Annotated in this window: 14 protein-coding genes; 1 reads left to right on the plus strand and 13 read right to left on the minus strand. The window is 47.5% G+C overall.

Features of this window, described 5'->3' with window-relative positions; all coding sequences use genetic code 11:
• Positions 1–40: 40 nt before the first annotated feature.
• The 11 genes from OHJ21_RS08310 to OHJ21_RS08360 all read right to left on the minus strand — a co-directional run bounded on the left by OHJ21_RS08310 (position 41) and on the right by OHJ21_RS08360 (position 10,974).
• Positions 41–916, minus strand: coding sequence for a carbohydrate ABC transporter permease (locus OHJ21_RS08310; RefSeq protein WP_100537231.1), 876 nt, complete (start codon positions 914–916; stop codon positions 41–43).
• Positions 917–967: 51 nt separating this feature from the next.
• On the minus strand, positions 968–1,885 hold the full coding sequence (locus tag OHJ21_RS08315) for an ABC transporter permease (protein ID WP_100537232.1): 918 nt from the start codon (positions 1,883–1,885) through the stop codon (positions 968–970).
• 207 nt (positions 1,886–2,092) lie between these two features.
• Positions 2,093–2,866, minus strand: a complete 774-nt coding sequence (locus OHJ21_RS08320; RefSeq protein ID WP_100537233.1) for a response regulator transcription factor — start codon at positions 2,864–2,866, stop codon at positions 2,093–2,095.
• On the minus strand, positions 2,856–4,700 hold the full coding sequence (locus tag OHJ21_RS08325) for a histidine kinase (protein ID WP_100537234.1): 1,845 nt from the start codon (positions 4,698–4,700) through the stop codon (positions 2,856–2,858). The genes OHJ21_RS08320 and OHJ21_RS08325 overlap by 11 nt, the downstream gene beginning before the upstream one ends.
• 290 nt (positions 4,701–4,990) lie before the next feature.
• Positions 4,991–5,596, minus strand: a complete 606-nt coding sequence (locus OHJ21_RS08330) for an SGNH/GDSL hydrolase family protein (protein ID WP_100537235.1) — start codon at positions 5,594–5,596, stop codon at positions 4,991–4,993.
• A gap of 106 nt (positions 5,597–5,702) precedes the next feature.
• Positions 5,703–6,617, minus strand: coding sequence for a sensor histidine kinase (locus tag OHJ21_RS08335; protein WP_486019791.1), 915 nt, complete (start codon positions 6,615–6,617; stop codon positions 5,703–5,705).
• 5 nt (positions 6,618–6,622) lie between these two features.
• Positions 6,623–7,387, minus strand: coding sequence for an ABC transporter permease (locus OHJ21_RS08340; protein WP_486019792.1), 765 nt, complete (start codon positions 7,385–7,387; stop codon positions 6,623–6,625).
• A complete protein-coding gene (locus OHJ21_RS08345) occupies positions 7,380–8,303 on the minus strand; it encodes an ABC transporter ATP-binding protein (protein WP_486019794.1) in 924 nt (307 codons plus the stop codon). Before OHJ21_RS08345 ends, OHJ21_RS08340 begins: the two co-directional genes overlap by 8 nt.
• Positions 8,300–9,751, minus strand: coding sequence for a serine hydrolase domain-containing protein (locus tag OHJ21_RS08350; protein ID WP_207797458.1), 1,452 nt, complete (start codon positions 9,749–9,751; stop codon positions 8,300–8,302). The genes OHJ21_RS08345 and OHJ21_RS08350 overlap by 4 nt, the downstream gene beginning before the upstream one ends.
• Before the next feature lie 90 nt (positions 9,752–9,841).
• Positions 9,842–10,537: a response regulator transcription factor gene (locus OHJ21_RS08355; RefSeq protein WP_100537238.1), complete on the minus strand. Its 696-nt coding sequence runs from the start codon at positions 10,535–10,537 to the stop codon at positions 9,842–9,844.
• A gap of 200 nt (positions 10,538–10,737) precedes the next feature.
• The gene (locus OHJ21_RS08360; protein ID WP_243390860.1) at positions 10,738–10,974 is read right to left on the minus strand and encodes a protein-tyrosine phosphatase family protein; all 237 of its coding nucleotides are present in this window, start codon (positions 10,972–10,974) and stop codon (positions 10,738–10,740) included.
• Between OHJ21_RS08360 and OHJ21_RS08365 the strand changes: the two genes are divergently transcribed.
• Positions 10,860–11,165: a hypothetical protein gene (locus OHJ21_RS08365; RefSeq protein ID WP_243390883.1), complete on the plus strand. Its 306-nt coding sequence runs from the start codon at positions 10,860–10,862 to the stop codon at positions 11,163–11,165. The two genes, OHJ21_RS08360 and OHJ21_RS08365, sit on opposite strands and share 115 nt — an antisense overlap.
• 57 nt (positions 11,166–11,222) lie before the next feature.
• Here OHJ21_RS08365 and OHJ21_RS08370 read toward each other — a convergent pair whose 3' ends face one another.
• Together OHJ21_RS08370 and OHJ21_RS08375 are read right to left on the minus strand one after the other, a co-directional pair.
• Positions 11,223–11,513: a hypothetical protein gene (locus OHJ21_RS08370; protein ID WP_486019795.1), complete on the minus strand. Its 291-nt coding sequence runs from the start codon at positions 11,511–11,513 to the stop codon at positions 11,223–11,225.
• 960 nt (positions 11,514–12,473) lie between these two features.
• Positions 12,474–13,289, minus strand: a complete 816-nt coding sequence (locus OHJ21_RS08375) for a phytanoyl-CoA dioxygenase family protein (RefSeq protein ID WP_486019796.1) — start codon at positions 13,287–13,289, stop codon at positions 12,474–12,476.
• Positions 13,290–13,317: the final 28 nt, after the last annotated feature.

Raw genomic sequence — 13,317 nt, forward strand, 5'->3', positions numbered from 1 at the left:
GCTTGTTCCGACTCCTAACTTTATCCCGCGTTATGATGCGTTACTCTTTGATAGCACCTAATGTAACGCCGGCTGAAAAATGTCGCTGCAAAAATGGATATACCAGCATAATCGGCACCATGGTTATGATGACGCTTGCCATTTTGATCCCGTCAGGGTACCCCTGATTGAGCTGCGACATCATGGCCGCGCCCATATCGTCCCTGGCCATCTTGGTTACGTCTGCCAGCATATTCCTTAGAAACAGCTGCATGGGATGTTTATCGGTGTCGGTCATAAACAGCATCGCATTATACCATTCATTCCATCTGGCAACTGCGTAAAACAAGGTAATCGCAGCAATCGTCGGCTTGGAAATCGGAATAACGATGCGAATGAGAATATACAAATCATTCGCCCCGTCGATCTTGGCCGACTCCTCGAGGCTAGGCGGGATCGTGCGGAAGTGATTGATCATGACGATCAAGAAGAAGGTGCTGACAGCTACGGGGAAAATCATGGCACCATAATGATTGATCAAATGCAGGCCTTTAATCGTCAAATAATACGGAATGAGTCCTCCCGAGAACAGCATCGTGAACACAATGCCTGCCATCATGATGGAGCGGCCGGGCATGGATCTCTTGGACAAGGCGTAAGCTCCGCATGTGGTAACCAGCATATTAACCGATGTTCCGAACACCGTGACGATGAGGGAGTTCAACAGTGCCTTCCCGACATAACTGCCGTCAAGCAGCATTCGGTACGAGCTGAGATTGAAGCTGGTGGGAATTAAATAGAACTGCTGCTTCACGACCGCCGCCGGATCGGCAAACGAGGTGATGAACACATTGTAAAAGGGCAAAATGGTCAAGATGGCCATCAGCATCAGCAAGACGTGAATAACGTAATCGGCTCCGTTCGCTTTCGGTTTCATTGGCGTCCTCCTTTCAGCCGAAGTACAAGCAGCAACGTAGATTCGAGCGCTTTAATAGAGTCCATCCTGACCCAACTTCTTGGCCGCCCGGTTTGCCGCTACAAGCAGTCCAAGATTGATGATGGATTTAAACAAGCCGACGGCCGTTGACGTCCCATAACTGTCGCCGACCGAAAACGTCCTTCGGTAGACATAGGTATCGAGAATATCCGCTTTTTCATAAACAGCCGGATTGTACAGATTAAAGATTTGGTCGAAACCGCTGCCCCCGGAGCTCATTGTATTTCCGATTTGCAGAATCAACAGAATCACAACCGTGCTTTTGAGTGACGGCCACGTAATATAACGCATCTGTTGAAATCGATTGGCTCCATCGATGCTGGCGGCTTCGTAAAGTGACGGATTGATTCCAGCGATAGCCGCCAAATAAATGATCGTCCCCCATCCCATATCCTTCCAAATGCTGCTGCCGAACAACAGGCCCCGGAAGGATTCCGGATCTACCAGCAAGTTGACTTTTTCGAACCCCGCCATGTCCAGCAGTTGATTCAGCACGCCGAACGAGCCCAGAAAATTAACGAGAATTCCGCTGACGATAACCCAGGATAAAAAGTGAGGAAATGTATAAACGACCTGATAAAATTTCTTTAGTCTCGCCTTTCGGACCTCGTTCAAAAGCAGAGCAACCACAATCGGTACCGGAAATTCGAAGATAAGCCGGCCCAGTGCAATGATGATCGTGTTACGGAAGGCGGTCCAAAAATCATCCAGCAAAAAGATCTCCCGAAAATTAGCTAGTCCAATCCATTCGCTGCCCCATACACCCTCGGCGAAATTAAACTCCTTGAAGGCAAGCTGCAGGCCATACAGTGGCACATACTCGAACAGTATGTAGAACATCAGCAGCGGGAACACGAGCAAGTACATGTATTTATGCTCCACCATCCGCGCCCATAAGCTTTTCTCCATCGCATCGGCCCTCTCTTTCGTTGCGTTATCTTTCAATGATCCAAGTATACGGTGCGACGCTGTCAAACCATATGTACGATCCTCAGCTATACTATGTACTTTTCTAATATCATTCGTTCAAAGCTTTCGTCTCAAATTTGTTCAGTCGCACGAAAAAGCCCCGGACACACTAGGTGTTCCGAGGCATTCAGCGGGGCTTACCCGAATCTATGGTTTTGTCGATGCATCAATGGATCGGTACTCGGTCGGCGTCAAGCCCGTATGCCGCTTAAACATTTTTGCGAAATAGAAATAGTCTTTGTACCCGGCCCGTTCAGCCACCTCGCGGACGGATAAGGGACTGTTGAGCAATAAGCCGCAAGCGTGCTCCATTCGGATATCGTTCAGAAATTTCGTAAAATTAACCCCGATTTCCCGCTTGAACAGCGAACTTAAGTAATTGGGATGGAGAAAGAACTGTCTGGAAATATCCTGTACCGTTAGAGGGTCTCGGAAATGCTCGCGAATGTACTGCTCGATAGAGCGAAGTGTATCGTCCCCCGATCGCGAATCTGCAATGTCCGGGATCTCGGGAGATGGTAAAATGGCTTCCGGCTGTTTGTCCCGCTTCAGGCGATTCTTTAAACTCTGCAGCACCTCGGTTATCTCATCGTTCTGAAACGGTTTAAGGATATATCCACCGGCCCCGTAATGCATAGCTTGCTTGGCATACTCAAACTCTGCGTATCCGCTGGCGACCACGCAACAGACCCCGGTCTCTTCCTCATACAGCTTGCGGATCAATTCGATCCCGTTCATGCCCGGCATCCGAATATCAATGAACGCAACATCCGGCCGATGGTGCTTCATTTGTCGATAGGCATCCAGCCCGTTGCAGGATTCCCCCACAATCTCATAACCGTGAGACGTCCAATCCAGCATACGTTTCAAGCTTTCCAAGATCCATGGTTCATCATCTGCAAGCCAAACTTTATACTGCATTCGTCATACCTCCACACGGAACCTTGATAACTACTCTAGTTCCATTCGACGGTTCGCTTTCGACCGATACGATGCCGTACGCCGGCCCATAGGCATATCGGATTCGGTTGTTTACGTTTAACATCCCGATAAATTTTATATCCGAGGTTAGATCCGGGCCAGACTTGTCCTCTATATGAGTGCGGATCTCATCCAGCTGGGCAGGCTCGATGCCAACACCGTCGTCTTGCACCCATATCAGCATACTGCCACCTTCGATCCGGCTTCCTACCGTTAGGCGGCAGCGCTCAAGGCTCGGTTCGATTCCATGGAACACCGCGTTCTCCACCAGCGGCTGCAGGATCATCTTGATGACCGACACCCGCAAGCTTCGCTCATCCACATCATAAACAACGTCAAACCGATCCTGGAATCGAATTTGTTGAATTCGGATATAGGCGTTGACAATCGCAAGCTCCTCCTCGAACCGAACATCATCCCCGCCTTTGATGCTGTAACGGAAGATGAGTCCAAGAGAATCCGTCATTTCCCGAATCTCGGGAACATTCTTCACATATGCGATTCCTTTAATGGTTTCGAGCGTATTGTATAGAAAATGGGGATTAATCTGATTCTTTAAAAATTGCAGCTCCGCTTGCTTCCTAAGAAGCTTAAGCTCATAAATATATGTTTTTGAATCGACAAGTTTCGCAGCCAGATCGTCAATCTCATCGAGCAGTGTATTGAACTGCCTGGCCATGATGCTAATCTCCGCATACCCGTCAAGCGATACACGCTTGTTGGGATTATCTAATCCTTGCGATCGCAGGCCGCTGATTATTTTCATGAAGGCACGGATCGGGTTGAGGATGTTGCGGCTTATAGCGGTGTAGAAAGCATATAAGATTACAACGGACAACGCAAAGATGCCGAGAACAAGGACTAGCATATCCTTTAATCCGCTGAAGAGGTCAGCCGTTTCGAATACGCTGATGATGCTTCCGCCGATCGCCGGCACCGGCCTGGCATGCAGGATGAAATCTCCCTCTTCGTTCTGAAACTTAACGGGCTCACCCTCCTTGACTTGAAGCGCTTGAGCTACCTCCTCTGCCATCCCGCCAATCGGTTGGCCGATGCTGGAAGCATCGTTGCTGGTCACCACGATTCCGTTACGATCCAGTACATAAAATTTCCCTGCAAGATGGGTCGACATCGAGCCGAGCTGAGGTGCGATCGCATCGGCCTCCAGAACGATGACGGCATATCCGATTTTTTTCCCGATTGTCACAACGTTTTTCTTATCATACACAGGCGTCCCCACATACACCACATTTTTTGTCGGACTTGAGAGCTTAAAGCGGTAAAGTCCAGAATAATACGCGTTAGTCTGGTCGGGAATATCGGAAAAGGGGATATAATCCTTGCAATTTACGCAATTATAGAAGCCTCCCCCTACCGTGGAGAGGAGCACGATCCTGTCAATTCCCTGCTTCATGGACTGAAGATTAACAAGCAGTGCTTCAACCCCTCCCTGCAGTTCGAACTGAGCCAGGCGCTCGCGCTCCATTAAAAACCGCTGAATCGTCTCATTATAAGCGATATTAGGCAAAATGCGGTTAATGGAGTCGGCGTTATCCGCGATATTTTTCTGAATCGTTGATATCAGCTCCAGGGTATATTCGCTGTTCCGTTTATACGTGATTCCCCGCATTTGGTCGTAGCTCCATAGAAAAGTTCCGAACAATAACAACAGCATGGCTGCACCGATTGTAAGCAGCTGAACGCGGATGGAATACTTCCGAAGTAAAGTGATCACGCGTGCTCCTTTCGTTTCATGGAAGATATTTCCCTGCAAGCGGAGGAGAGCCCGCTTATTAGGATTACGGAACCTATCCCTTTTCAATTCAGTATTCTAGCACATGCTAATCCTTTACCATATATATCATAAGGTTTATCTTCCCCTGTGCTGAAAGCAACATCCGAAGGGAAAACGAGTTCCTGCTGATCAAATCGATCCACTAACATGCCCGTTAGTTGAACAAAAGCAGCTGATCACGTTTGGCCAGCTGCTTTAATGGTTTTATTAAGCTACCGTTACCGGTTACCGTAATGATTTCTATTCCCAATGATTAATACCTCGTGTTGCTACAACCAGGTCTTCACGATTTCGGCAAGCGTTATTGTAGTCGAGCCCTCGTCCGAAGGGTGAATTCCATCCGGAATAAGCCGGTCGAATTCGGCGGGGTTCTCGTCTAGCATCCTCCGCCAAACCGGGTAATGATCTATGAGCAAAAGTCCGCGCAAGCGAGCCGTATCTCGGTACACCTGATAATATTGCTCAATCAGAGGGCGAATTTCTAGGTGTTCCCGAACCGGTGGATTCATGGTCATCAACAGAATTTCGCAATTCTTGTTGGCAGCACGTAATCGATCAATAAGAGCATTCAGGTTTTCACCGCATTTCGTAATGCTCGTCTGATAAGGCAAATACGAGTCATTTATAGCGAATTCCAGAAAAACGGCGTCGGGAGCGAAAGCGATTACACGTTCCTCCAAATGTTCAACTCCCCAGCCCGACCATTGTGCAGCTTTGGCGCTGTTGGTCAACTTAACTTGTCCCGGAAACCGGCGATCCAGAATTTCCTTTAATCCGCTGACCCAAGCGCCGCCTTCGGTTAGACTCGTTCCATAAACGACGATGTGCTGATGTTTGCCGTTTTCCAAATTGCTGATTGTTGCCGATAGGCTCATACCGCTCAGCTCATCCTTCCATTTCTGATTTAGATAAATTTTTTTGCTTATTCTATTCGCCCTTGAGTCACGCAATCCTGCCCGTTAGAATTCCTGTAAATACGAATCAGCTTCGCTTCCACTCGCATCTCATCTCCAAGCATCCATCTTGGAGCCTAGCAGTCAATCGCCCGTTCATCTTTAACATGAGACTATAGGCAATGGATAACCCCAAACCAGTTCTGCGGCTCGATCTTGACCGATCCGCTGTGTAGAAGCGATCAAACAGTTTGTCTATGTCTTGCTCACTTAAGTTGTCCGCTTGATTCTTGATGATAAGCAGAATATTCCCTTCATTCTCCTTCAAACTAATCGCTACAGTGCCTGTCGTATGACGGATCACATTACTGATTAAATTTTCGAATACACGTTTGACTGCAGACGGATCCACTTCGGCAATGAGCGGTTCATCCGTTATTTGTAGGTCGGGTTCTATTTGGTTCTCAATAAATTGATCATAAAAACCGGTCAGCACCTCCCACAACAATGCATTCATTTGCACCGGTTCAAGCTTAAGGTGATACTCTGTAGATTGCACAAGAGACAACTCGAAAAACTCATGCAGTAAGGTATGTAATCGATCAGCAGTGGCTCTGATAATAGACATATACTCCTGTCGTTTCTCGTCCGTGACAGTACTGACTTCCAATAATTTGGTATATCCGATAATAGCCGTTAGCGGTGTTCTCAAATCATGGGACATATTAGCGATCGCTTGTCTCAATTCGCGATCACTGCGTATTCGATCCCTGTTCGACTGGACCGCCAGATCGATTAATTGATTGATATTTCCAGCGAGCTCTTCGATATCTTTGTCCAGTAAAGCAATATCGACCTTCTTCCCGCTCAAGCCTTGATGAAAACGTCCGACCTGGGCCGATAAACGTCTCATTTCTTTCTTGATCCACGCAAGACGAAGGAGAAAAATGAACATAAGCAGAACTGCAGTGATCGTTACATAGATCATTTTTCTCCACCTCACGGCCATTATTTAATCTCTTTCCTGTTAAACACCAATTTCCCGCACAACATCAGAACTAGAAGGGTGCTTATTCCAACCGACAAAGACTGGATGATATCAGCGTCGGACATCCTGATTCGGAAGGAATCAATAAGATGATGGAATATTGAATAATGATACAATGTTTCCAAGATCCCCGGTAGCGGTCTCAGAACTTCTGCTACGGAAATGAATAATGCGATTACGACGGAGATAATTATGGTTTTCCCGCTATCTTCCACAAGCAGCGCGATCAGCATCAATAAGGCAACAAGGGCCATCAAATGAATGAGGAACAAACCCAGTGCTCTTGCCAAGTAGCCCAATGCCGACGAGTTTGTCATTTCTCCAAATCCAAACAATAGCTTTCCGCCCATGATTACAATTAACGGGCACACCACAGCCAGAATCACGGAACCGAGTGCCAATATGACGAGCTTAGCTAAAAAGATATGACTTCTGCGATTCCCGCTCATGACCATGTTCTTGACGACCCCTATTGTAAAGTCATTCGCAACAAAAAATCCGGCCAATGTGCACAAGAATAACATGAAGTAGAACGGGGTTGTAGCCAGCGCAAGGGATGAGAACTGCTCCAGTCCCGCATCCATGAACAAGTTATTCATCTTCCACCATCCGATGGTGATTAAATAGTGCATGAGGGCAAAAACAACGGTCACCGTGATGGTCAGTGTCCAGAATACTTTATTCTTGCTGAGTTTGAACAGCTCCGCACGTAATAAATTAATCATGAAGTTCTCCCCCGACCCGTTTGGTAAAATAACTTTCCAAGTCATCCCCGCCTGGCGCAAAATATTCGATGACCAGACCGCTGCTTGTCAAAGCCATTGATACCCTTCTGACATCGTGATCGAGGCTGTAAAGCTTGATCGTGCCATCCTGCAAAACTTCATAATCGGGTGTGCCCAGTTCCATTTCGAGAACCGTTGCTGCTTTGCTTGGATCATCGACCCGGATACGAAGATGCTGTCTGCACTTCTCATTTAAATCGTCATGGGTCAATTGCTCCAACAGTCTGCCTCTATGAATAATGCCGTACTTCGTTGCCATCTGATGAAGCTCGCTCAAGATATGGCTGGAAATCAGAATCGTTAGTCCCATCTCGCGATTCAGCCTCTTGACCAGCTCTCTAAGCTCCACGATGCCTCCTGGGTCAAGGCCATTTGTCGGTTCATCAAGTATAAGCAGCTCCGGGTCACCCAGCAAGGCGATAGCCAGCCCCAATCGCTGCTTCATGCCGAGTGAAAAGTTCTTTACCTTCTTCTTCCCCGTATCCTGCAGTCCGACGAGCGCAAGCGTCTTCGCTATGCACGCCTTGCGGGGGATCCCCCGGAGCAATCGATGGACTTCCAGATTATCGTGGGCCGACATATCGGGATGTAATGCCGGGCTTTCAATGATCGCTCCTACGCGCTTTCGGGCTTCAATCAACCCCGCTTCATTGCTTTCCCCGAACAAGCTGACGGTTCCGCTCGTTGGCCGGGCCAGCGCGGTCACCATGCGCAGTAACGTACTTTTGCCTGCCCCGTTCTGCCCGATAAAACCGTATATATCACCTTTTTCGACAACCATGTTAACACGTTCAAGGGCGGTCTGTTCTTTGTATTTCTTTGTCAGGTCGATCGTTGTCAAAACAGATTCCTTCACTGGGAGATACCCCCTCTGATCCGATGATACATTCGTGTCCCGGTGATGGACACGGCACATAGGAAGATGACGAACAATAGAATCGCCAAGGCCGGCCACAGGCGGAATACATCCAGGATCGTCGTACTGTTATCCTGTAATTCCGGGACGATAAACAGTAACCAACCGATCCCCGCGATCGGAATGATTTGCGGGATTAACCGCAGATAATAGCGTAGAGCTGAATAGTGTCGGCGTCGATCGGACCACTTCTTGCCGCGCAGGATCCCCCTGATTCCCAAACCAGCATACAGCAACGTCAGTAATCCAACGGAGAAATCAATAATTGTCGGTATTGGTGTCTTCACTGTGTGCGCTTGTCCTTCGGTGAGTCGGATAATGCCGTCGCTTATCGCATACGCATGCTCGAAAGTGGTGGTGAAGCTATTAAGCATGACCGCTACTGCATAACCGCTCTCTGGTACGATGGTTTGTTGAGCCTGATAGCTGGATAAGGCTCCGCTATGCTGCACGCGTTTCGGCGCGATATCCGAAGCGCTGAGCGACCAGCCTAGTCCATAATGCTCGCTTCCGGGTTGCGGGGAATAGGAATCGTCCAGCAAGGATTCGGATAATAATCTTTCTCCGGATGCGCTTACGCCGTTACGGGTGTGCATCGCAAGCCATTCTCCCATATCCGCCGCTGTCGTTACGATTCCCCCCGAACCGGTGAACATTTGCTCCATTTCGGATATGGAAATTGCCGTTCCGAAGGCCGTAACATACCCGCGCGGCAGCCCGGGAACCGAATCGCCAGAGTTCACGGGCGAGAGGGAATCGTCCATGCCGAGCGGAGAGAACACCTTCGTGTCTAGATACGCAGCGAACTCCATGCCGCTTACGTTCTCCACCAGCCATGCCAGGATCCAATAGTTCGCATTGCTATAGGAGTACCGCTCACCAGGATCGGACTGCAGCTGCCACTGGTGCACACGCTTGACGCCTTTTTCCAAGGTATCCGCCTTGGACACGATGGTCGGGGTGGATATCCCGGAAGTATGGCTAAGCAGATGGCGGATGGTGACTTGCCCGAATCTTTGGTCGTTCATCTTCAGATCGGGCAAATGCTGGACGATCGGATCGTCCAGTCCGAAAGCTCCTTCATCTATGAGCTGCAGTACGGCAAAGGCGGTAAATGATTTGGAGACGGAACCGATTCTTAGTAAGGAATGCTCCGTCAGGGGTTTTCCTTCGGAATCATGCCCATAGCCTTGCGCATGGGCGATCCCGCCATCCTTGACGATAACAATCGACGCGCCTGGCAGCCCGTTTCGATTCAAATAACGTTCAACATAGTCGTCCACTGCGCCCTTGTCGAGAACAGACGCGGCATGGGTTGACGGAGGAAGATACAGAAACGGGGCCAAAAGCGCTATTGTTGCTATTACTGCGATTAAAATCTTTTTCATTGCACATTCTCCCTATACGATATGATGTTCTTTCATTCTAAACATCAGATCCTAATAGGATATTAACCAACATCTTAAGAAATCATTAATTCATCCTCTCAACCGATATCCCATTCCCCAGATAGTCTCAATATACTCGGCCTCCGGGTTTGCCTGCGCTAGCTTCTTTCTTAAGTTGCTCATATGTACCGTAATTGTGTTGTCATCACCCAAGTAGGCGTCCCCCCACACCGCTTCAAATAGATTCTGCTTTGTAAATACTTTCTTCGGATAAGACATGAGGAGTTCCAGCACTGTAAATTCCCTCGCAGTCAGCACCACATCGGAACCGTTAACCGTGACCGCCTTCGTATCGCTATCCAAATGAATGTCCTTGTACGTCAATTGACGGATCAGATCGGGTTCTGCTGCACGTCTATATCTGCCGAGATGAATGTCGATTCTGGCCGCTACCTCTTCCACATCAAATGGCTTAGTAATGTAATCGTCCGCTCCCATTCTTAGAACGGCGACTTTGGACTGCTGCTCGTTTTTGGCCGATATAATGATAACCGGCAGGCGGCGATCCGGTCCCAACTTCCGAAGGATTTCTTCCCCGGCAAGACCGGGAAGCATCAGATCGAGCAATACCATGCTCCACTCCCGATCATTGGCCAAATACAACAAAGCTTCTGTGCCGGAAAAAACCGGCTGCGGTACGTATCCGCTATTGGTTATGATTTCGCATAATAACTGATTAATTTCATTATCATCTTCGATAACCAATATTTTTATTGTTCCATTCATAGCATTCACTCCATTAATCGAGACTCTTTCCGATGGTTTCGAGATGTTCTCCTTGACCGTGCCGAATACGTATGATTTCCCTTATCCGACTGCCTAACATCAAATCGATATTAGTATTCTATGATTATATAGTTCGATCACTTTACTTAAAAATCCCCCCATTTATCTTCTCTATTATGTAGGATAAACCATGCAGGACCTCAGAAACGAGAGACAAAGCGGCGTTGCCAAGGCGTCTCAACAGCACGCGGTGTGTAGTGCTGGCGAATATAGTCGACAGCTTTATGATTTGGTAAGCCATCAATCACAGCGAGACAGGCTAATGCAGTACCCGTTCGTCCAATCCCTCCCCCGCAGGCGATTTCAACCCGTTCAACTTCAGAGCGAGTCCATGCTTCGCGAAGCGCGTCGGCGGCTGCAAGCTTGTTTTTTGGCAGCCAGAAGTCCGGCCAAGGAATCCAGCGGCTATCCCAAGCAACCGGCGCTGGTGGTCGCCCGAGCAGATAGAGTGCAAAAGTGGGTTGAAGCCCTTGGGGAAGAGGATGACTTAGTGCTCGGCCGCGGACAAGTCGACCTGAAGGAAGGCGCAGCACGCCTGGCGATTCGGGGTTCCATGTATCATTCATAATGTCACTCTCCTAAGGAAAAATTTTAGAATCAGGATAACATCTTCTTTGCTTAAGGATTAATAAGTTACACGTTTAATCACAAAAATACTTTCATCAAACAGTCCACTTGTAATTAGATGTGGCGGACGTTTGGAACGAAATTCTGGATCCGGATGTTGTTCTGAACCAAATGTAAACTCTACAGGCTGATTCCCCTTAACTTCTACAAAGACATCCAAACCTTGTTTTGGAATACCTGCTTGTTTGTAATAAAAAGTTTCCATTGATTCAGCTATGGTAAAGGATTCTTCACCAACTTTTGTTTTTTGAACACGACCACCAGGTATGGACAGATACATGTTTTGCACATCTGTTCCACCTGTAAATTGAAAATGAATGATTTTATTTCCTTGTTATGTCTCTGTCTTTACTAGCTTTGTTTATGGCATTTGTAATATATTGGTTGTTAGTCATAATTGATCCCTTCTTAATGTTATTGGATTGCTTTTTACATGCGATTTGCTATGAAGCATACGATTAATTTTTTGAATGTAATACGCCTTCAGAAGGGAATTGGGTACAACTCAGTTCCATGGTTGTAAATATCATATTGAATAAGAAAAAAACAAACCAATGGTTTATCTTACATTTACCTTACTTTACGGTAAGGTAGGTTATTTAGAAAAAAGTACGCACTGTCGTCCCTTTGCCAATAAGGAAGGTCCTAATTAAAATTTTAAGGGTCAAGCGTGCGCCCACAGGCTGAAGCCCGGGCAACCGGCACGCCGCCGCTCCCTCATATCCGGACGGAGATCCGCGTAAAAAAAGACAGCCCTAATGGGCTGCCTTCATTCCCTCGCTATGAGACTCTTACTTTTAAATAACGCTTCTCGTTATGTCTAGCGAATCTGTTTAAACGAAACTACCGTTTGGGCTAGTAGCCGAAAAGAGTTTTGATCAAATTACAATACAGGATATATCCGACAAAGCTAATGTAGGTCGAAGACCTCCTAATCATGAGTAATATCTACGTTCGATTTGTCGCTCGTAGCATCCCATGTTCATGAACACTTAGCAGTTAGCTATATTTCTAAACGTATTATATTATTCTGCCCGTTAGTTTAATAAATGGGCGTCTACCGTCGTTGATGAAAAATGTATCGAGAATGTTATTCCGTTCTTGTCTTGTTCTTGACAATTAGTGAATATGAGGCAGAACCCCCTCCAGATAAGGGCAGTCAGCTCAATACAATTGCGGATTTGCTGAATCGGAAGCGATATTGACTACAGTCATCGTTCATCCTTCCCATTCGAATGGATCGTGATAGCTACTGCGAGGATGGATGGATCAGCATGGATTTGAGAGGCACCATCGAATCCTGCGGAACGTAATAATTGAATTTGTTGTCGCTGATCTGCCCAAGCAGCTGGCGGCGTATCGGATCGGCGTCCTTCAGCAGGCTCTCAGACGCCGAATGATAGTCGATTGGACGCATCCAGATCGGGCTGTAGCCGAGGAACAGCTGTCTTCTTGTGAATGCGGAACGATTCGGCGAACCAGCATGCCACAAGTTTTGGGCGAACACGAAGACGTCACCTGGTTTTCCGCACACTTGTACCTCCCCGTCAAGCTGCTGGCGCACATCCTTGTGATTCGGGTTGTACGGCTGCTTGTGACTGCCCGGAATCACTTTCGTATTGCCGCGATCCGGCTCCGACATATCGCTCAAAATATAGCAAACCTTAATATAATAGGTTGCCGTCAAGCCGTTAATGACAGGAAACTGCGGATGCGGACCGTCTTGATGCCAATCGATAAAGCTGTGCGTGGCCGTTTGGGCTTCGCTTGGATTCGGTTGTCTGATCGTGAGGTGGGAGATGTGAAGCTGAATGTTGTGGCCAAGCAAATTAACGATTAATGGAAGAATGGCAGGCTGATCGATTAATGCAGCGATCTCGGCATGGCGTTCTACGCTGTTATAAATATTATGTGAAAGCGCTTCTGGTTCCATCAAGACAATTTCGTCGATCGCGGCATTCAGCCGGCTCACCTGTTCCTGCGACAAAATATCTGGTATAACCAAATACCCCTGTTCATGAAATTGCTCCATTAATTTCGGTATTTCCAAATGGGCTGTCTTCATCCTTTATACCTCCTACTTGTATTTTATT

Origin of the sequence: Virgibacillus sp. LDC1, assembly GCF_025792345.1 — a bacterium.
In the GTDB taxonomy this organism is placed as follows: Bacteria; Bacillota; Bacilli; order Paenibacillales; family Paenibacillaceae; genus Paenibacillus_AQ; species Paenibacillus_AQ lautus.

Excerpts from the sequence above, each read along its gene's own strand:
- OHJ21_RS08355 (WP_100537238.1), bottom strand. The coding sequence starts at position 10,537 with ATGAATGGAACAATAAAAATATTGGTTATCGAAGATGATAATGAAATT.
- OHJ21_RS08365 (WP_243390883.1), top strand. The coding sequence starts at position 10,860 with ATGCAGTACCCGTTCGTCCAATCCCTCCCCCGCAGGCGATTTCAACCC.
- OHJ21_RS08350 (WP_207797458.1), bottom strand. The coding sequence starts at position 9,751 with ATGAAAAAGATTTTAATCGCAGTAATAGCAACAATAGCGCTTTTGGCC.
- OHJ21_RS08315 (WP_100537232.1), bottom strand. The coding sequence starts at position 1,885 with ATGGAGAAAAGCTTATGGGCGCGGATGGTGGAGCATAAATACATGTAC.
- OHJ21_RS08320 (WP_100537233.1), bottom strand. The coding sequence starts at position 2,866 with ATGCAGTATAAAGTTTGGCTTGCAGATGATGAACCATGGATCTTGGAA.
- OHJ21_RS08310 (WP_100537231.1), bottom strand. The coding sequence starts at position 916 with ATGAAACCGAAAGCGAACGGAGCCGATTACGTTATTCACGTCTTGCTG.
- OHJ21_RS08375 (WP_486019796.1), bottom strand. The coding sequence starts at position 13,289 with ATGAAGACAGCCCATTTGGAAATACCGAAATTAATGGAGCAATTTCAT.
- OHJ21_RS08340 (WP_486019792.1), bottom strand. The coding sequence starts at position 7,387 with ATGATTAATTTATTACGTGCGGAGCTGTTCAAACTCAGCAAGAATAAA.
- OHJ21_RS08330 (WP_100537235.1), bottom strand. The coding sequence starts at position 5,596 with ATGAGCCTATCGGCAACAATCAGCAATTTGGAAAACGGCAAACATCAG.